Raw genomic sequence first — 19,751 nt, 5'->3', positions numbered from 1 at the left:
CTGCCTCCTTATTTAAAGTTCTTAAGCTTCACTTTTGGGTCAAGCATATAGATGAGGATGTACTTCTCATTAACTCTAGCTGTACCCACTTCACTAATCGAAACTTTAAACTTGTTATAGCCCGGCTTTAGCTTTACAGTGAACTTGTCTTTATAAATGTATCTAATAGATCCTAGCCTGTCAATGTCAAACTCGTTATATGTCTTTCTAAAAACTGTTTCAATGTAATCGTTATTGTCATCTGAACTCACTCTATCGATGCTAAGCTCGGTGTTCTTATTGTCATCAGAGAGTGCATATCTTATAGTCGCATAAGCACTCTTTATATCTCTTTTATCGATAGTATAGTTAAATGTCGCAGGGCTCTCATCAAAAGCAAGTGTTAGGGCTGTAACGGTCTTCTTACCATCCTTATTTTCCGCTTCTACTTGTAGCTTAATATCGTTATAAGCCTTTGGCATATCTATCTTAGTATCGAAGATTAGTGCAAGCCCATCATATACAACGCCTTCCTCGTTACTGATCTCGCCAGTATATTCAGCCTTTACTTCTTTAGTGATGTCCTTCTTGACTAAGACCTTATTATTTGTGCTCTCAAGTATGCTTAGGCTTAGCTTCTTAAGCTCATCTACCTTAGTAAAGCCAAGAGCACCCTTGACCACTAGCTTGCCATCAATTATCTCTGGCTCCTCTCCTTGATCATTAAGAGGCCCGTTCTCACTAAGTGTCCATAGGTTAGCTGGCTGTGTTAGGTAGATGGCAGGGTAAGCATTGCCCTTAGGGAAGTCCTTTTTCTTTTCTTTCTCTTCTTTTACTCTCGCCAAGAAGCTTGTATCTTCTTCGAATCTATATGCTAGATAGTATAATCTTTGATCTTGATCGTAGATAAAGCTATCCTTCATCTCTACTCCATTGACCAAGGCTGTGTCTATCGCATAGTTCTTATCATTCTTTGCAAGCTTTATTTCTAAATTGCCATAAGCACCTTTCTCAAGCTTATAAGTATTCTTCCTCCACTTGCTTGGTGTAAAGCTAGATGCTTCGGTAGTAAAGGCTGCGTTCTCGCCTATGAGTTTTAAGCTAACACTTCCTTCTTTTTTATAATTAGTATCAAGTACTACCTCATCTAACCAGTTACCTGCAAGGTCCTTTACATAGACGCGTATCTTTTCAATGTCAGCTATATCATCTACTCTTATATAGACAGTGTGCTCCTTACTTGACTCTTTAAGCTTTGCAAGTGATTTAATAACTTTTTCATCTTGCTCAGTCACTCTGCCTTCATCCTCTGTATAGAACTCAGTAGCGCCGTAGTATAGTCCACTAACCTCATTATACTTATGCGCCTTGTATATAGGCTCTCCTTCATCATCTTTGCCAATCTCTTTAACTTGCTCAGCTCCTATAGTATCTATGCCAATGTTATCAGAAACACTTAGCTTTACATACTTTGCATCGCCTTCACTTACAAGCTCTATAGACTTGACGATGGGAGCGATATCATCAAAGTAGATAGGCACACCTTCCTCTTGCACCGCGTCTTTCTCTATGTTGAGCTTAGCCTTAAGTACAACTTTAGATAAAGAGTTCTCTTCGAAATCGTCCTTGTATAAGCTTATCCAGTTCTCTCCACCATTGTCAGCTAGGCTTGATTTAGTAAAGTAGCTTAGGTCTACAAGATTGTCCTTAAGCAGCTTGCCATTTACGTCTTCTATCCTTGCCTTGATATACTCAGTATTTCTAAGCAGGGCAAATCTTACCTTGAGCTCCTCTGATGATGCGTGACTAGTGATGTAAGTCCACTTGCCCTTGTACTTGAACTGATTCAATCTACTGTCAAGTTCTTCTTCATCTTCGTTCTCTTCATTGTAGTCAAAGACATCTCCCATAGCGTTCTCTGTATCTTCGTTAATAAAGTTTGGCTTTATATTATCATCCGACTCGTGACTAAAGACGTCAAAAATCCTCGGCTTAGACCAGTCGCCATAGAAGCCAAGGTATGGAACGGATAAAGTCGCGTCCTTCTTAGTATCCTTTGGCACGAAGCTTAGGAAACCTTCCACATAGTTATTGATATCGATATCGTCATTTGCAAAGTTAAAGTTCACACTTAACTTGCTTGTGCTAGAAGCCTTCGCTATAAAAGATTTTTTGTCTATAGTGAAGTTCATATCTCTATCAGTCTCAGTCGACATAGGTCCAAGCTCTTGATCATTAACGTAGTTCTCAGTCATCATAGATGGCACTAGAGTGTATTCAATGTCCTCATCCGAATAATTCTTGACTTCATAATCGATAGTGAAGTCCTTATCCATAAAGCTTCCTAACTCAGCTTTCGCATCAAGGTCCTTATCGTTCTTGCTAATTGCTTTAATCGTTAGCCTCGACTTCATAAGATTAGCAAGGTCAATAAGGCCTGCGCCTTGTCTTCTGACTGGGTAGTACACGTCAGCATCCTTTTGTGGAAGTGCTGTGTTCATAAGCAATGTCTTCGCTAGCTGCTCTCTCTTTGAAGCCGTCTTCGCTTCTTCGTAAAACAGTGAACTCTTGTCCTTTAGGTATTGCATAAGTATGGCTGCCGCACCAGCAACATGTGGTGTTGCCATCGACGTGCCACTCATTATTTGATATGCATTGTCTTGGTCTATGGAGTAGATGTCAGCCCCTGGCGCAGTAAGTTCAGGCTTCATCCTAAGGTTTGGCGTAGGACCCCAGCTTGTGAAGTCTGCCATCTTTCCTGCCTTAGGGTTATCATGAACGCTCATCTCTTTATTGATGGCTATACTTAAACCTGCGTCTTTGATATGCTTTAAAAGCTTTGCCCCATCACTCTTACTTACTATGATGGCAGGGAAGCTCTCATCTTTAAAGCCAATCATACTAGTCATCTCGTCTTCGTTGTTGATAACTATAAGACCCTTTGCTCCAGCTTGCTTAGCATTACTTGCCTTCTCATTAAAAGTGCACTCTCCTCTATCTGCCAAGACTAAGGCGTCCTTTATCATCTCAGGTGCTAAGGTCTTTATCTCACTTGCCCTGCCCTTATTAGCATAGACAAATTTATTAAACGTATAGTCTTTAGGAACAATCTCGGCACCCCAAGAAAATTCAATGCCATCAAGGTCCTTATTGTTTGAGCGTATTGAGCAGCTCAAATATTTCATGTTAGTAATCGCTGCAACCGATGTTGTTGCCTTCGCACATGCAGGGTCGCCCGCCATACCATAATCAGGGTTACCCTTAAGCGCCTTTACGCCTTCTTCTTTAGTGCTATCATTAGCGTCATCAAAGTATGCTGTGCCTTCATTGCCATTAGCAACTGCGACTAAGCAACCCGCCTTGGTAGCGTTTTCTATCGCCATATCAACTATGTCGTCCTTCTTGATAAAGCCAGCAGGCGAACCAAGTGAAAGATTGATAACATCTGCGCCAAGCTTATAAGCATCTTCAATTGCTTTACACTGAGCATCCGTATAAGTACTTTGGTCGGTAAGCGATGTTGAGAAGACCTTCATTATGATGAGCTGTGCATTAGGCGCAACTCCCTTGATTGCACTCTTAGCTAGATTGTTTGCGTTCTTGTAGTCATCCTTTTCATTCGCTGCTATGGTGCCTGCAACGTGTAGGCCATGTCTTGAACCGTACCTATCTTGAAGTGCATCAACCTCCGCTGTCTCATCTTGATAATTGTAGACGTAAGGTATCTTTGGACTGATATAGACTCCCTTAAGTCCGTACTTCTCCTTAAGCATAGCGACCTTTTCTTTAGTAAGAGCAACACTATCTAGTGCTTCTTTATCAAGTCTAAAGCTATCAAGGTTATTAGTATCAAAGCCAGTATCAAGAACGGCAACAACTTGTCCTTCGCCCTTGTACTTCTTCGAGTGCCACACCTTAGGCGCACTGATCATATCAAGCGAAGCATACATTGCAGGCTTCGCCGCATTTATGGGCCTAGCTATGCTATACTTTTCGCAAACGTGCACATTCTTAACACCCTTTATCTTAGAGATGATGCTTATGTTCTTTTTCTGTGTGTATATAGAAAAACCGCTCACAAAGGTGTCTAAGGAGTATATATCCTTGTACTCTATGCCGGCTTTGCGCATAAGCATCTTAACGCTCTCTTCAGACTTTTTAATCTTTTTCATAGCATCACAGCTTATACTGCTTTTGCTAAAGACCTTCGCACTCTTAGTCTTTAACACAAGCGGTGCTTCGTCAAGCTCGACTATGAGTCTAATTTCTTCATTAAAATTCTTTGTCTTAGCTCCTTCTTTCGCAAAGCTAAGTTGAGTAAAAGAGATGCTCATTACAATTATTGCTAAGAATAAAGCAAAAATTCTCTTTATATTATTCAAAATTGTCCCTCCTTATCTATCAAATAATCCAAGTATATTATACTATAAGCATGCAGCGTTCTCTAGTAAATGTATAATTGTGAAGAAAATTTCTTTTTTAATAATAGCAAGCCTCTCATATATAACTAAGCCTCTCATATGGTAGCAAGCGTCGTATATAGTGCCACGCGTCGTATATAGTGCCACGCATCCTATATATTAGACAAGTTCTTAAGCATAAAAATAGACCTGTCATTAGACAAGTCTACTATAAATATTTTACTATCCTCTGATTGCTTTATCTACTGCGCTCACTTCTTCTTCTGAAAGTGGCGATGTGCTCTCTCCATTCTTAATCATCTTGCCGTAGCTAACACTTTGCTCCCTGCCATGAATAACAGAAAGTAAGACGCCGTTGTTAAACTTATCCAATAAGCATATGGAGAAGCTTAGCTCTGATGCGCTGTCTTGAAAAGCATTGTACCTAACGAAGCCAAGCTTTTGCACGCAGAAGCTAAGATTAGTCTCTATGCGATTGAATCTGTCCTCATTAAGTATCATGTCTCTGTGTATGTCCTTTATGTCTTTTCCAAAAGTTGCTAAGAGCTTTTCAACACTGATGCCGTCCATACCTTGAGTGAAGGTATCGAATCTCTCCTTAAGTTTTTTATACTTCAAAACTTGTACAAGAGCTAAGACTAGTAGCGCAATTAATAAAACAGCTAGAGCTGCAACTATGATTAAGATATTGTCATTTATAAACTTATTGATATTTTCCATCTGCCGCCTCTTTTTTAATCTTCTTTAATGTCTCTATTGCATAAGTTATCTCGTCTTCCTTGTTAAAATACGAAAAACTAAATCTAACCGCACCCTTTTTAATTGTGCCAATGGTTTCGTGTGCAAGTGGCGCGCAGTGTATGCCTGGACGTGTTTGTATGTCGTACTCATCATCTAAAACGTAGCTTAGTATCGATGAATCCACGCCTTCCATGTTTATAGAAACAACCGGTGTCTTCTTCTTTTCATCAAGTAGGCCGTATATCTCTACGCCTTCAATGTCCTTTATGCCATCTATGAAGAGCTTTGTAAGAGCTTCCTCGTGCTTTCTTATCTTATCTATGCCTTCACTAAGTATGAATTCAACTCCTGCGCCTAAGGCTATGATGCCGTGTCCATTTGGTGTGCCTGCTTCTAGCTTATCCGGCATGTCCATAGGCTGATAAACCTCGGTTGATCTTGATCCTGTGCCGCCTTCAACAGTGTGCATAACAAGTTCTGGCTCTCTTAAGTACAAGACACCTGTACCTTGCGGACCAAATAAAGACTTGTGCCCAGCTGTTGCAAGCATATCTATATCGAGCTTTTTTAAGTCTATGTCTATGATGCCTGCCGATTGAGCTGCATCTATAAGTATAAGTATGTCTTTATTAACTTTCTTAACAGCCTTTGAGATCTCGTCAATGTCCTCAACTGTGCCAAGCAAGTTCGAGGAGTGAGTCATAACAAGCATCCTAGTATTCTCTTTAATTGCTGAGACTATCTTGTCCTTACCGACCTCGCCGCTTAGTTCTGCCTTGACTACTGTTAGCTCGATTATGCCCATCTCTTTAAGTGTAAACAGTGGTCTAAGAACAGAGTTGTGCTCCATCGATGTTGTGATTACATGATCGCCATTCTTAAGCGTGCCTTTGATAGCAGCATTAAGTGCATATGTTGTGTTCATATGAAAGCTTATATTAAGTGGATTATCCACATTAAACAGCTTAGCAAGACTTAGTCTTGTCTGCATTATTTCTTCCATCGCCCTAAGTGCTAGCCTGTGGCCGCTCCTTCCTGGATTGGCCCCATACTCTCTAAATGCTTCATTAAATTTTACATATACGCTCTCTGGCTTTGGAAATGTTGTCGATGCGTTGTCAAAATAATGCATATAATCACCTCTTTTGTAATTATATCACAGCTGAGTGCATTTTTCAATTACTATGAATTTGGCAAAGCAAAAGCCTCTCATATGAAAGGCTCTCAAAATAAATATTACTTTGTAAATATCTTTTTAATCTTAGTAAAAAAGTTTTCTTTAGGCGCTTCATCTGATTTAGCTCTCTCAAGCTCTTCATAAAACTTTTCTCTCTTTTCATTTGCTTTATGCATGAAATAATCTTGAGCGATAAGCGCTTCGCCTTGTACCTCTGGTTTGATGTAGTCACCCGAGTTAACAAGTATCCTTCTCTTAATATTATCCTTAAGCTGTGTATCTAAGTAGCTTACAAGTCTTGCTCTTGTCTCTTCATCGTATACTGGGCAGGCTATCTCGACTCTTTTTTCTGTGTTTCTTGTCATAAGGTCTGCACTTGAGATATATATCCTCATATCACTGCCTCTTCCAAATTGGTAGACCCTTGAATGCTCTAAAAAGCGTCCGACTATGGACGAGACATGAACATTGTCTGTATAGCCAGTCACATTAGGTACTATGCAGCATATACCGCGTATAATCAAGTCGACATTGACAAAATTTTGTGAAGCTTCGGCAAATTTTTCTATAAAATCATAATCTGTAAGTGAGTTCATCTTGCATCTGATGTATCCGTCTTTACCTTTAGCTATCTCTCTATCCATCTCCTTAAGTAGTCTAACCTTAAGAGTCGATGGTGCTTGTAATATGTGAAGGTACTTACCATTAATTTTGCCGACTGACATGTTTTTGAAAAAATCATTTGCGTCAAGGCCTATCTCTTCATTAGATGTCATCAGTGAAAAGTCAGTGTAAATCTTCGATGTGTTTTCATTGTAGTTGCCGGTACCTATTTGCGTGATGTACTTGATATTCTCCCTATCGTCCTTGTATGTGATTAGGCAAAGCTTTGAGTGCGTCTTGTACTCTTCAAAGCCGTACATTATATTGCAGCCCGCCTTAAATAATTCTTCTGAATAATTAATATTGTTCTCTTCGTCAAAACGCGCCTTTAGCTCCATAAGTGCAGTGACTTCGATGCCATTGTCACAGGCTTTTTTAAGGTATTCGACAAGCTTCGAGTGCTTAGCAAGCCTGTATATAGTTATCTTTATAGAGATGGTCTTGTCACTCTCGGCAGCTTCCTTAATCAAGTCAAGAAAGGTATCAATATCATCGTATGGGTAGCTTAGTAAAAGATCCTTCTCTTCTATTATTTTAATGATAGAGCCGCGCTCTAAGGAATATTTTTTAAATGGAGTAAAGTCTTCGTAAGAAACTTTTTTGATGACGGAGCTCGGAATGATGTCCTCAAGACCATAGACGTACTTCATATTGATGGGACTCTTTGTCACAAGTATCATCTCATCCGTAATACCAAGCTCGGCCTTAAGAAAATCAGTAATGCTCTTTGACTTTGTGTTAGAAATTTCAAGGCGAAGAACCTCTTGACGTGTCCTCTTTTTGATGACCTTTTTCATAAAGTCTTTGTAGTCGGCAATCTCCTCTTCGATCTCAGTATTTGTTTCGAAATCAAAGTTTCTAGTGACCGCAACAAGTGATTGCTCCTTAATTGTATAGCCTAGGAACATGGTTGGAACGTAATGCTCAATCACTTTTTCGACTCTGATGTAGTTAAATTCATCGCCTGGCAGCGATAGATAGCGCTCGAATATGTCTGAGATGGCTACAAGTCCATGCGCAATATTGCCTTCAGTGTCCCACATCTCAGTCACTATATATAACTTTTTATTCTCTAAGAATGGAAGTGGATGTGCTGCGTCAACTATTTGCGCGGAAATTAATGGCTCAATCTTACTAAGGTAGAAGCTTTTTACATAACTTAGCTCCTCATCGTTTAAGGACTTCATATTTTTATTGTGCATATTGTACTTATCTAGCTCTTTGATGACGTCCTTGTAGATTTTGTCCCTCATCTCGTAGTAGTAGGGCATTGTCTTGTATATGGCATCAAGCTGCTCCTTAGCTGTCATACCAGATTTTTTGTCGATGAACTCCTTCTTAGACTTCATCAAATCAAACAAAGATCCGACTCTAACCATGAAAAATTCGTCCAGGTTCGATGTGAATATCGATATGAACTTGAATCTCTCAAGTGGCGGCACGCTCTCGTCGCTCGCCTCTTCAAGTACTCTTTGATTAAATTTTAGCCAGCTCAACTCGCGGTTTTGCATGAACTCTTCCATAATTTCACTCCTTAATTATCTTATCCTTTAAATATCCCTCGCGCACACCAAGCTTTGAGACATTGACCTTTTCTATGCCAAGGTGCTTTAAGAGTCTATATAGCATGATAGCTCCTGGCACTATGCTGTGAAGTCTTTCAGGCACAACCATAACAGTTGTACGAATAATCTTTTTATTCCCATCAATCATTTCATAGATATAATTTTTTACATCGTCAATAGTGTATTCTTTGTCATCACCGTCATAAAACTCTTCGAAGATATTGCCTAGAGCCCTCGCTGTTCCGCCTGAAGCCACAAGCTTTGTGCATTTGTATGTGAAAACATTTTCAGCCAGCATCTTGTCGATGGCGTTTATCATCTCATCGTACTCTCTAACGCTCGGTATAGTGTTTTCAACGTAGTCACGGAACAATGATAAGGATCCTGCCCTTAAAAATGCCATGTCTTTAATCTCTTTATTCTTTAGATAGCAAAGCTCTGTCGAGCCGCCTCCTATGTCTATGGTGTAGTAATCATCAAAGTCGTATACCATCTTCATGCCTTCAGCTCCATAGAAAGCCTCTTCGTCTGCCGATATTAAATCGATGTTTAGATCAAGCTCCTTCTTAACTTTTTTCACAATGTCCTTGCCATTATCGACATTTCTTAAAGAAGCCGAGGCAAAGGCGTAAATTTCATCAACTGGCAAATAATCAAGCAACATCTTTTGCGCTGAAAGCACTTTGATCAATTTTTTTATGCCCTTGTTGCTAAGTTTTCCATCTTCAACAAAGCTTGCAAGACCTGCCATGTACTTCTTTGAGAAGACTTCCTTTTGAATATCGTCCTTGTTATAAACGTTTAGGCGTATTGAGTTACTTCCAATATCAATTAGTGCGTATTTCATTTTATTCTCCTTATAATAATCATTGTAATACTTCTTTGTTAAGAAATTGTAAAGTATGTAATATTTTTTTTAAAAAGCAAAAAGCCCTTCACTTGAAAGGCTTTTCTCATATATCAGTCTTTTAAATTTTTAAATCCATAACCTAAGACTTCTGATGCGTTCGAAACTGAAATGAAAGTCTTTTGATCGAGGTCTTTTAAGAAGTTCTTAAGTCTTAAGAAGTCTTTTCTGTCAAGCAAAATCATGATGATGTCCTTTGGTTCCTTTGTATACATGCCGTAAGCCTTGTATATGGTTGCGCCTCTATCTAGCTCTTTGATGATGAACTCCTCGATAGGCTTAGTGTCTTCAGCAATAATTTTGACCTCTTTGTTCATGTTCATACCTTCGATGACAAAGTCGATTAAGAAGCCATTAACGATAACACCAAATAGTGAATAGATACCAATCCTCGCGCCGAAGGCATTACTTGCTAGTAATGTAATCAATACGTCAGATACTAAAACGCCTTTGCCAAGGTCCATGCCGATAAACTTGTTAAGTATCTTTGCAATGATGTCTGTACCACCAGTCGATGCACCTTGATTGAATACTATCGCCATACCAACCGCTGTAACGAAGACACCGAAAAATAACTCTACGAAGGTATCCCCTGTCAATGGTTGGAAGTGCGGCATAAGTTTTTCTAGTAAGTCAAAGAAGCCTGATGTAAGTAGTGACGCAATGATAGTTTTAACGCCGAACTGCGAACCTATAGTTAAGAAGGCTAGTATGAATAGACCGATATTGATAACATACATCCAGTTACCAACGCCAATCTCAAGGTAGTGATTAAGTACGACAGCAAGACCGTTTGCTCCGCCTACTGAAAGGTGCGCTGGATTGAAGAAGAAAAACATCCCTGCCGCTACTATGAAGCTACCAAACAATATCAATATGTACTCTTTAATTAATTTTGTAATTTTCTCTTTTGTAAATTTTTCCTTTTTGAATAGTGCCAATTAAATTACCTCCCCCTATTTCTCTCACACACAATGATTATACCATAAGATAAAATCCTTAGTCAATAGCAATATAAAGGAAATAGTAATATATATTTTACATAAAAATATCTATGAAGGAAAAACCCTCCATAGATATAATAAATACATAACAGTTTCAAAGTGTATATTAATCGTTTTGTCTTAATAAAAGTCCAAGTTCTTCTGCGTTCATCTTTCTAATTGATCCGAGTGATGAGATTGGTCCCATTACTGTGCCGATTGCAAAAACAGCAATAAATATTGTTGCAAGCGTTAAAACATTTGGTGCTAAAAATGGCATTTTGAAACTTCGACTAAACCAAGTTCCAAATAAAATTGAAATAACTAAAGCAAGCACACTTCCGCATGCAGAACCTGCGATATTTATAGTAAATATCTCCCACAAGATAATACTTCTTAGATGCTTTTTGCTAGCTCCTAAAATTCTTAGTGTTGCAAATTCTCTCTTACGTTCTTTAATTGTAATTGAATAAACGAGAGTTAGTACAAGGAAGACCAATAGCCATACTAGAGCAATTAATATATAAACATACTTGATCATGTCTTGTGTTGATGTGCTGACTTCGTTCATCATTGATTGTGATAGAAGAGGATAAACGCCCTCGCCTTTAAACTCGCTCCTAATCTTATTTTGAATTTCAACTGGATCAACGTTTTTATCGGCCTTAATCATTACGCATGAAATCATATTTTCATGATCCTTGTCTTCAAGATGAAGAATTTTTTCGTATTCTTTAGCAAGGCGCCTTGCTTCATCAAAATTTACAAACACTGTATTGTCAAAGCCCATGCCTGTTTTTGCAAGTCTGCCTCTAATAATAAATTCTTGATTGAAAAATTTAACGTGTTTATGCATATCGCCAACAATATTGTGTCCAACCAAAATTTCTCCTTTTCCTAAGGGAAGTTTAGCTTGAGTCTCTAGCCAAGGTTTTACTACAAAATCTGTGTCTGAATCAAAGCCAATAACTTGTATTGGAAATGAGCAGCAACCAGCAGAAAGAGTGGCAATGAATAATTGTGGTGTTGCAATTTTAACTCCATCGATTTTTCTAATTCTTTCAACGACAGACTTGTCTAAAAAGAATGTGTTTGGTTCGCCGCGTAGAATTGCGCCTCTAATTTTCGAATCATAACCTTCAGGTACAACTATAATATCCGCTCCCATACGATTAGCCAGTGAGTGCATGCCATTTCCAAGTGACAAAATCAAAAAACTAGATAAAAATAAAACTAGTGTTAAAATTGCTGTTAAAATTATAAGCAAAGCACTTCTTGCACTTTTGTTTTGAATATTTTTAAAGGCAATTTGTTTGGAACTTAATCTCATTTGACCACCTCATTTAATTTACCGTCTGTCATTTCAAGAAGTCGCGATCCATATTTTAATAAATCATTGTCGTGAGTTACTATAATGATAGTTGTCCCTTTTTCATTAATTTCTTTTAGCATGTCCATAATTTCAACTGTAGTTTTTGAATCCAAATCTGAAGTTGGCTCATCTGCAATTAAAATTTTCGGTTCGTTCATTAGGGCTCTTGCAATTAAAACTCTTTTTAATTCGCCGCCTGACAAATTTTTACAAAAATCATTTTCCAAGTTCAATATACCGAGCATATCTAGGAGCATCCTAGCTCTTTCGATTCCATCTCCCTCACGTTTTTTAAAAAAGTAAGTAAGTCTTACATTGTCAAGGACATTCAAGGTCGGTAAAGTTCCAAGTGATTGAGGAACATAACCAATAAATTCATTCCTGTATCCACTTTTTTCTTCATCGTCCATATTAGAAAGATTTTTTCCTTCTACAAAGATTTCTCCTGATGTGGGCTCAATGATCGCAGATAAAAGAGTAAGGAGTGTTGATTTACCACTCCCACTTTTACCAATGATATTTATAAAATCTTTTTCGCTAACATCAAAACTTACGTTATCGATTGCGAAAAAATCTCTCTCCCCACGTCTAAATGATTTGGATAGATTATTTACATTGATTAGATTCATTGCAAGACCTATTTAAAATTGCAGCAACAACGCTAATAACAATATAAAGTCCGACTAAAATATAAATCATAGGCATAGTTTTTGCTCTACAAGCCATTTCAGCATTCATACAGCCACCAATTAATTTTGCAGGCAATAAAATTGCATAAATTCCGATTACTACATTGGAGATAGCTAGTGTAAAGAACATTTGTTTCTTAGAGCAAATAAGTGTATAAATAAGACCTAGAACAGTCATAACACCACCAATACCTTTAATTGCTTGTCCCATCCAGTGGCACTTCATAAACTTTCCATCTGCCATTGCAGGACATACTGGAGCAAGTGTTCCTGGTGTTAAGAAAACTAAAACACCTAATATTATAAATAGAATTCCAATAATTTTATTTTTGTTCATATTAACCTCCTGAACTTTTATATTAATTTTATTTTGCATCCTTTAATGCATCAATTACAGCTTCTTTGAAAGATTTGAATGTAACAGTTGCACCAGCGATAGCCTCTACATCTTCGATCTTACCTTTTTCAATTAAAAGCTTTGGATACTCTTTAGAATTTTTAACTGCTTCTTGAGCAATCTTATAAAGACCTGGATTAGTAGCGCCTTCTTTGGCCTTTCCATAATTTTCGTCTTTTTCACTTCCGTCAGCAAGTAAGTTTTGTAAACTTGCGTCAACAATTTTTCCGTCCTTGATAGTGATATCTGTTGTTACCTTACCGCCCCATTCATCAACTTGGCTTTCACCGTGGTAAGTGCCGTCTTTGTATGCATCAGCGCATGAAGCATCTGTGCAAGCATCGTCAGTCTTCTTGGCGCAAGCTGTCAATAGTAAGCTTACAGCCAACAATAATAATAAAATCTTTTTCATATTAAACCTCCAGAATTGGTCTTTGTCTTTTTTGTTTTTCTTCTCTAGCAATTCTTCCGTGCTCAAGGAAGACAATTCTTTCTGCTTCCACACCAACCTCTTGGTCGTGAGTAACAACTACAATTGTAGATCCATTGTTATGGAGTCTCTCTAAAATATCCAATACTAGCATTTCATTCTTTTCATCAAGATTTCCCGTTGGCTCGTCTGCTAAGATGAGTGAAGGGTGGTTGATAAGAGCGCGTGCAATACAAACACGTTGTTGCTCTCCACCTGAAAGCTGATTTGGTAAATGGTTGTGCCTATCTTTTAATCCAACGCTTTCAAGTGCTTGCAAGGCTTCTTCCTTGTCTACCATTGAGTGATAGTATTGCGCCATCATAACGTTTTCTAAAGCAGTTAAATAGTTTACCAAGTGGAACTGTTGAAAAATAAGACCAATCTTATCTCTTCTAATTTCTGTTAATTCCTTTTGATTCAATTTAGAAATATCAATTCCTTCAAGTAAAACTTCGCCTATAGAAGGCTTGTCCATGCAACCGATGATGTTCATCATTGTCGTTTTACCACTACCTGATGGACCCATGATTGAAACCCATTCGCCTTTTTCTACGTTTAAGTTTACTTTATCGAGCGCTTTTAAATCGCCGTATATCTTTGAGATATCTTTTAATTCTAATATGTTCATTATTCCCCCCTCAATACAAGTGCTGGATCAACTGCAGTCGCAGTTTTAACTGGTATAATGCAAGCTACAATCGTAATTACTATTGATGTAATGATTGTAATTGGAACTAGGGCCCATAAGAAATTTACACTTCTTGCGAAAACTCGTCTTGAAACTTCACTTGCAAATAAATATCCAAGTAAAGAACCAAGAGCTCCGCCCATTAGTCCAAGTAAAAATCCTTCGCCCAAGAAATCATAAATGATTGATTTATTGTGTGCACCCAAGGCTTTTTTAAGGCCAATCTCTTTTCTTCTCTCTGCAACAACAGCCATCATGGTTGTGCTAACGCAAATCATCGTAATAAATAAAACAATAATTGTAACTATCCACACAAGAGCTTGAAGCTTTTCAAGTACCACGCCTTGTGATTCTGTAACTCTTTTAACAAGTCTTGCGCTGACAGTAGCATCAATTTTATTTATATTATCTGCAATTACTTGTAGCTCTTCACTGTTTGCATCGATTGAACATTCAATGATATTGATATTCAAATCGCCCATGATAGATCTAATATCTTCAATAGACATAAATATCAAATCTTCTTCTTTACCACCAGTCGTTACAATCGAAGCTACCTTGAAGTCGCTGTCTCTCATTTCTTGCGAATTTTCTTTTGGAGTGCTCAGTACGAAAGGATCACCGATTTTTAAGCCAAGTTTTTTTGAAATTTCGTGACCAATCATAACAGTCCTTTTTTCGCTTGGCCATTCACCATCGACTAGCCAGAAGGGGCTGTTCTTTTTTAAGCCATCAAAATTTGTAGCCGCTATTACAAAAGGCTGCTCATTAATTTTTGCATTCTGATAAATGTAAGGAGCAATTCCCACTAGTTTATCTCCTGCAAGTTTTTTAATTTCTTCAATATGATTATCGCCAATCTTATCGTCTTGAGACTTTGGAATAACAATCATATTTGCCCCGTAACTTCTAAATTCCTTGCCCAATTGTCTTGGAATGTCATAGTAGATTGTAACAAGACCCGATAGAATCGTTGCACCCATGGCAATTGCAAGAAGGGCTGTAAGCATACGAGCTTTTCTTCTTGCTATCGATGATTCAACCATCTTCCAAAAGAATTGTATATTTTTTCTTTTAGCCTTTTCCATGAAGCACCTCCGTTGGATTAAGTTTTAGCAAATATCTAATGGCTGGAATCGAGCCCAAAACAATTACAAGCAAAATCAAAATAATTACGATAGGTATTACCATTGGTGTTGGAGGAATTCCAGATCCAAAAACTGTTATACCGATTATTTGAGTAAGACCAAGTCCTATGAAGTAACCAACAGTTCCACCCATAATACCCGTGCTAATATTTTCAACTAAAATTCTTGTAATAATTCTTGTGTTATTTGCGCCAATTGCTTTTTGAAGTCCAATTTCAGCACGTCTTTCCATAACAGATGCTGTTACTAGGTTTGATATCGCAAGTGCTGAACCAATTAAGCTAAGAGCTGTGATTAAAACCATTAATAAAGTTGTCTTATTTAAAATATCGCCTTCGCTTTCCGCAACCTGCCTAATAGGTTTTGCGATTGAATCAGTCATAACTTCTTGAATTTGATAGCAAATCGCACTTACATATGCTGTACAATACCAAACCTCCCACTCCTTGATTGTAAGAGACTTTGGATTTCTTGCAGCTTTTCTTGCTAAGTCGTTGTCAGGAGTTGTTAGTGCAGAAACTTCAACACGAGAAACTACATTTGATACTCCATCTAATTCTTGAGCAGCTTTTAATGGAAGATAAATGTGCGAATCTTCATCACTACCTGAATCAAAAATGCCTGCAATCGTAAATTCTTTTGTTGTAGAAGAACCTACGACTTTAATTTTATCACCAAGCTTATAATTGTGTCTTAGAGCAAATACAGTGCCAACCATGGCCTTATCTGTATCTTTGTCTTCAATCCATTCACCTTCGATATTCCACCAAGTTTTTAATTTTCTCATACCTGTGTCAATGGCCTCGCCAGTTGGAAGGTCCATATGATTATAAAACCATGTACCAACAACTCTCGTAGTTTCTCCATCGACTTTTGCATTGATATTTAAATATGGTGTGTAATCAACGATATTGAAAGACCAGAAGATGGTTTTTATCAAGCCAAGTTCATCTTCTTTCAAATAATTTTTCTGACTATCCTCACCGATTCCATAAATATCATCAAGCATGGAAGATTCTTTTGGAACAACGTTTATATTCGCCCCATAAGCTTTCAATTCTCTATTGACCTTGTCACCAATGCCAAGCATAGTGTTAAGCATGCCGGTTGAAAGACAAGTGCCAAGCATTACTACAAATGCAATCAAGACCATTTTTTTCTTTTGCCTAAAGATTGCACCCCTAATCATTCTAAAAAACATAAGTCACCTACTTAAATACAAAGCTATTGGCATCAAGATCTTGCGTGCTGATTTTTATTTTTTCATCATGAACAATGTATGGTATAGGGATTGGATTGCATCCGCCCTTAAAACCAATCGTACCACGATTCATAATAACATCGCACAATTTGCAAATAACATCATTGCCACGCTCATAATAACCGGATGGTCCGCAAATTTCACAAGCATCAAGTACAACACCATAGGAACCTTGAGACTTTTTAATTAAGAAAAATCTCATGTGAACTCCATCAGATGCCGTGTATTGATAGCGGTGAAGTTTCATATCTTCAAGTTCTGATAGCGGAACAACAATCATATCATTTTCAATTACATATTCTTCTGGTTCAGAAAGTGCAATATCACGACCCGAATATGCCCTTAGATAAGTTAAACTAAAAACATTAATTACAATTAAAATCAAGAAAAATTTTGCCAGATTTCTGTTGCATCTCATATGGTATTTCTTTTTTCTTAATTCTGCAGGATTTTTAAAAGTTTCCTTAACTTTCATATTATTTGAATATAAAATTATTGGTAGGATAATTGAAAAAATCATTAGAATAAACCCAATGTAGTGTGCGTGGTTTATTACCCAAGCAATTGCGCTAAATAATTTTGCATTTCTTGGTAAGAAGCCAACTGCGTATAGTCTTTGAAGGACAATAAAAATTTGATTTATTCCCCAAATTAAAAATGAGATCATTAAAATTTTATCCCTATATGTCTTGCCAACTCGTCTGATGATTTTAAAAATTGCAATACTAGATAAAAGCATAAGAACAATTGCAAATACATAACCAATGATTCTATATAAAACCATGGTGGAAACAGCAGATTCTCCATAGTAAACAAAATTGTTTAGCTGGACAAAGATAGCCGGCATATAATAGAAAAATGACGCTATTATATACAAAGACAAAAAACAAACAAAAATATTTTTATAAATACTGGATTTTTCTTTAAAAAAATAAAAGATGATAATTCCAATAAAAGCAACTACTATTGGTACCATTGACCAAAATGACAAAGAGCTCCTGTTGACAAAATTTGGAATTTCTCTAATTACTGAAGAGATAATTGCCGCAAGAGTGCCCACAAAGACTGTACCAAAAATAATTTTATATTTGTTTTTGAAGTTTTCTGTACTTAGATATCCAAGCGCCAAGCCCATTATTAACGAGAATCCTACTCCCGCCTCCATTACTTTAATAAATATCTTTAACATAATTCCTCCTATGTACAAGGTGGAAATGGCTTAAAGCCATTTCCAATATTTTTTACCACTTTGGACCTGTCCATTCAAATTCTGGCCATTCAATAACGATTGGCTCTGTCCAGAATCTTCCTGTTACACCTGTTTCTTTATCAACATGTAGAAGGTAGTCGTTTCCTGGAGCAGAAATTTCAAACTTAACGTCGTATGTTCCAAGACCTTCTTCAAATTTTATATTTGCACCATAGTGTGGACCGTCTGATGCGTTCATTGGCATGAAAGCAATTTCTTGAACCTTGTCTGAACCCTTCTTTTGGATATAAGCTTTAACATTTAGCCAAGGAACAAAGTCGCCTGCGCCGTATCCAAGAGTTGTGCCTTCTTCTGTTGCTGAAATGTCAGCTTCGATATGGCAGTCAGCTTCTTCTTTTGATAATGAGTTACCTGCTGGTTCCATATCTACTGGTTGGAAATAAACACCAGCAACTGCTAGAGGGCCTGATTCTTGTTCGTCACCAATTGGGAATTCGTCGAATCCTGCGTCTTCACCAGGAGCTGCAACGTCTTTTTTGTCTTCATCTTTTGTGTCTTCAGTTTTTGTGTCTTCAGTTTTTGTGTCTTCATCTTTTTTGTCTTCAACTTTAGCTGTATTTTCTTCAGCTGGTTTTGGTGCTTTGTTGCATCCGTATGCTGCAATTGTCATAACTGCAAGCGCTAATGCTAATAATTTTTTTACTTTTGAACTCATAATAAACCTCCTATTAGTTCTTATTTGCATAATCTTTTTCAAGTTCTGCTCTTTTAATTTTGTTACGTTTAATTTGAACGATAACTGTTACAATAGTTATTACTATTAAGATAACTTGTGGCAATAGGGTTTCTACCCTATCATAAATTCCTAAGATGTCAATCGTAAATCCATTCATCCATGGAATTATTGTCCTGCCGATAATATCAGCTTCTTGAAGTTCGGCGACTCCTTTTCCCATGAATGAGATACAAAGTACAAACATCAAGATTGATGTAACTGTGAAGAATGGCTTTAATGGAAGCTTTACACTCATCTTAGTGATCAATACATACACAATTGCAAGTACTACGATTGCACATGCAAGGCCGCCCCACATATATGCAGGATTGTTTGAAATATTTTCTCTCATACCTTGGAAGAAAATAATCAATTCTGCGCCTTCACGGGCAACTGCCAAGAAAGAGCTGAATACTAAAGCCATAGCACTTCCCTTTGTAATTGAACTTTCAACTTTTGATTGGATGTAATGATTCCAAACTTCCACTTCAGATTTTGATAGCATCCAGTTTGATACATAGAATAAAACAATAACAGCCAAAAACATTCCGCATCCTTCAAAAATCTCTTGGCTAACACCACTGCTGTCTTCGCCAAATTTTGCAGAAATTATATTGAAAATAATCGCAAGAATTATTGAAGCAACAATACCTAAAATTGCGCCGACATAGACGCCTTTTACGTATTTTAAATTGTTTGTCTTTACAAGATAAGCAATAAGGGCTGCAACGATTAGGATGGCTTCAAGACCTTCTCTTAAAGTAAGTCCTAAAACGCTAAAGAAAACGCCCCAGCCAGAACTGGTTTTACCTCTCATACCGTCAAGTGTCTTTGCATCTTCGTGTAGATATCTAATTAGTACTTCAACTTCATCTTTAACAACATCGATATCTTCATTTTGACGCATAGATTTTCTCGCCAAATAAAATTGGTTTTCAACGGTTGATCCACGCTTTCCAGAAATTGTTGTCATAACAATTTTTTCAAAGCCTAATTTTTCATAATATCTAAAATAAGCTTCGTTAATTTTGTCATAGCCTTCCTTGCCTGCATCTGGACCGCCTGCTTCATAAATTTTAAGAGCATCTCTTAAAACCACTTCCATGTCCTTACTTACATCTTCCCAGTCTTTGTATATTTTATCTACATTACCTGCAAAAACATTAGTTATGGACATCAAAAAAACTAGTGCTGTCACCAATATTATGCTTAGTTTTTTCATAGTTCCTCCTTTCGAAAATATTTGGCAAGTATATTCGCCATTAAATAAACCTTCTCAGCCAATATATCATTAGCTTTAGCT

16 protein-coding genes are annotated in these 19,751 nt (G+C 37.4%); all 16 read right to left on the bottom strand.

Going from position 1 to position 19,751, the window contains the following annotated elements; translation table 11 throughout:
* Positions 1–8 precede the first annotated feature (8 nt).
* On the bottom strand, positions 9–4,361 hold the full coding sequence (locus KO172_RS04305; RefSeq protein ID WP_215492292.1) for a S8 family serine peptidase: 4,353 nt from the start codon (positions 4,359–4,361) through the stop codon (positions 9–11).
* A gap of 261 nt (positions 4,362–4,622) precedes the next feature.
* A complete protein-coding gene (locus KO172_RS04300; RefSeq protein WP_215492291.1) occupies positions 4,623–5,120 on the bottom strand; it encodes a DUF4446 family protein in 498 nt (165 codons plus the stop codon).
* On the bottom strand, positions 5,104–6,273 hold the full coding sequence (locus tag KO172_RS04295; RefSeq protein WP_215492290.1) for an aminotransferase class V-fold PLP-dependent enzyme: 1,170 nt from the start codon (positions 6,271–6,273) through the stop codon (positions 5,104–5,106). The genes KO172_RS04300 and KO172_RS04295 overlap by 17 nt, the downstream gene beginning before the upstream one ends.
* A 104-nt stretch (positions 6,274–6,377) precedes the next feature.
* Entirely contained in the window at positions 6,378–8,504 is a 2,127-nt protein-coding gene (ppk1, locus tag KO172_RS04290) for a polyphosphate kinase 1 (RefSeq protein WP_215492289.1), read from the bottom strand.
* A 4-nt stretch (positions 8,505–8,508) separates the two neighbouring features.
* Positions 8,509–9,393, bottom strand: a complete 885-nt coding sequence (locus tag KO172_RS04285) for a Ppx/GppA phosphatase family protein (protein ID WP_215492288.1) — start codon at positions 9,391–9,393, stop codon at positions 8,509–8,511.
* Positions 9,394–9,506: 113 nt separating this feature from the next.
* Positions 9,507–10,394 carry a YitT family protein gene (locus KO172_RS04280; RefSeq protein ID WP_215492287.1) on the bottom strand — a complete coding sequence of 296 codons (888 nt, stop codon included), beginning with the start codon at positions 10,392–10,394 and terminating at the stop codon, positions 9,507–9,509.
* A 169-nt stretch (positions 10,395–10,563) separates the two neighbouring features.
* Positions 10,564–11,766, bottom strand: a complete 1,203-nt coding sequence (locus KO172_RS04275; RefSeq protein WP_215492286.1) for an ABC transporter permease — start codon at positions 11,764–11,766, stop codon at positions 10,564–10,566.
* Complete coding sequence (locus KO172_RS04270) at positions 11,763–12,437, bottom strand: ABC transporter ATP-binding protein (RefSeq protein WP_215492285.1); 675 nt, start codon at positions 12,435–12,437, stop codon at positions 11,763–11,765. Before KO172_RS04270 ends, KO172_RS04275 begins: the two co-directional genes overlap by 4 nt.
* The gene (locus tag KO172_RS04265; RefSeq protein ID WP_215492284.1) at positions 12,415–12,834 is read right to left on the bottom strand and encodes a DUF4418 family protein; all 420 of its coding nucleotides are present in this window, start codon (positions 12,832–12,834) and stop codon (positions 12,415–12,417) included. Before KO172_RS04265 ends, KO172_RS04270 begins: the two co-directional genes overlap by 23 nt.
* 28 nt (positions 12,835–12,862) lie before the next feature.
* Positions 12,863–13,306, bottom strand: coding sequence for an FMN-binding protein (locus KO172_RS04260; RefSeq protein ID WP_215492283.1), 444 nt, complete (start codon positions 13,304–13,306; stop codon positions 12,863–12,865).
* Position 13,307: 1 nt separating this feature from the next.
* Complete coding sequence (locus tag KO172_RS04255) at positions 13,308–13,994, bottom strand: ABC transporter ATP-binding protein (RefSeq protein WP_215492282.1); 687 nt, start codon at positions 13,992–13,994, stop codon at positions 13,308–13,310.
* On the bottom strand, positions 13,994–15,142 hold the full coding sequence (locus KO172_RS04250; protein ID WP_215492281.1) for an ABC transporter permease: 1,149 nt from the start codon (positions 15,140–15,142) through the stop codon (positions 13,994–13,996). Before KO172_RS04250 ends, KO172_RS04255 begins: the two co-directional genes overlap by 1 nt.
* The gene (locus tag KO172_RS04245) at positions 15,129–16,403 is read right to left on the bottom strand and encodes an ABC transporter permease (RefSeq protein WP_215492280.1); all 1,275 of its coding nucleotides are present in this window, start codon (positions 16,401–16,403) and stop codon (positions 15,129–15,131) included. Before KO172_RS04245 ends, KO172_RS04250 begins: the two co-directional genes overlap by 14 nt.
* Positions 16,404–16,410: 7 nt before the next feature.
* A complete protein-coding gene (locus tag KO172_RS04240) occupies positions 16,411–17,652 on the bottom strand; it encodes a DUF2318 domain-containing protein (protein WP_215492279.1) in 1,242 nt (413 codons plus the stop codon).
* 52 nt (positions 17,653–17,704) lie between these two features.
* Entirely contained in the window at positions 17,705–18,388 is a 684-nt protein-coding gene (locus KO172_RS04235; RefSeq protein WP_215492278.1) for an iron transporter, read from the bottom strand.
* A 13-nt stretch (positions 18,389–18,401) separates the two neighbouring features.
* Positions 18,402–19,670, bottom strand: a complete 1,269-nt coding sequence (locus KO172_RS04230) for an FTR1 family iron permease (protein WP_215492277.1) — start codon at positions 19,668–19,670, stop codon at positions 18,402–18,404.
* Positions 19,671–19,751: the final 81 nt, after the last annotated feature.

The organism is Fenollaria sporofastidiosus (assembly GCF_943169635.2).
In the GTDB taxonomy this organism is placed as follows: domain Bacteria; phylum Bacillota; class Clostridia; order Tissierellales; family Peptoniphilaceae; genus Fenollaria; species Fenollaria sporofastidiosus.
Note: the sequence above shows the minus strand (reverse complement) of the source record. Positions and strands in the feature narration are given on the sequence as shown.

Coding starts and splice junctions, on each gene's coding strand:
- KO172_RS04300 (WP_215492291.1), bottom strand. CDS start 5,120: ATGGAAAATATCAATAAGTTTATAAATGACAATATCTTAATCATAGTT.
- KO172_RS04295 (WP_215492290.1), bottom strand. CDS start 6,273: ATGCATTATTTTGACAACGCATCGACAACATTTCCAAAGCCAGAGAGC.
- ppk1 (WP_215492289.1), bottom strand. CDS start 8,504: ATGGAAGAGTTCATGCAAAACCGCGAGTTGAGCTGGCTAAAATTTAAT.
- KO172_RS04285 (WP_215492288.1), bottom strand. CDS start 9,393: ATGAAATACGCACTAATTGATATTGGAAGTAACTCAATACGCCTAAAC.
- KO172_RS04275 (WP_215492286.1), bottom strand. CDS start 11,766: ATGAGATTAAGTTCCAAACAAATTGCCTTTAAAAATATTCAAAACAAA.
- KO172_RS04270 (WP_215492285.1), bottom strand. CDS start 12,437: ATGAATCTAATCAATGTAAATAATCTATCCAAATCATTTAGACGTGGG.
- KO172_RS04265 (WP_215492284.1), bottom strand. CDS start 12,834: ATGAACAAAAATAAAATTATTGGAATTCTATTTATAATATTAGGTGTT.
- KO172_RS04260 (WP_215492283.1), bottom strand. CDS start 13,306: ATGAAAAAGATTTTATTATTATTGTTGGCTGTAAGCTTACTATTGACA.
- KO172_RS04255 (WP_215492282.1), bottom strand. CDS start 13,994: ATGAACATATTAGAATTAAAAGATATCTCAAAGATATACGGCGATTTA.
- KO172_RS04250 (WP_215492281.1), bottom strand. CDS start 15,142: ATGGAAAAGGCTAAAAGAAAAAATATACAATTCTTTTGGAAGATGGTT.
- KO172_RS04245 (WP_215492280.1), bottom strand. CDS start 16,403: ATGTTTTTTAGAATGATTAGGGGTGCAATCTTTAGGCAAAAGAAAAAA.
- KO172_RS04240 (WP_215492279.1), bottom strand. CDS start 17,652: ATGTTAAAGATATTTATTAAAGTAATGGAGGCGGGAGTAGGATTCTCG.
- KO172_RS04235 (WP_215492278.1), bottom strand. CDS start 18,388: ATGAGTTCAAAAGTAAAAAAATTATTAGCATTAGCGCTTGCAGTTATG.
- KO172_RS04230 (WP_215492277.1), bottom strand. CDS start 19,670: ATGAAAAAACTAAGCATAATATTGGTGACAGCACTAGTTTTTTTGATG.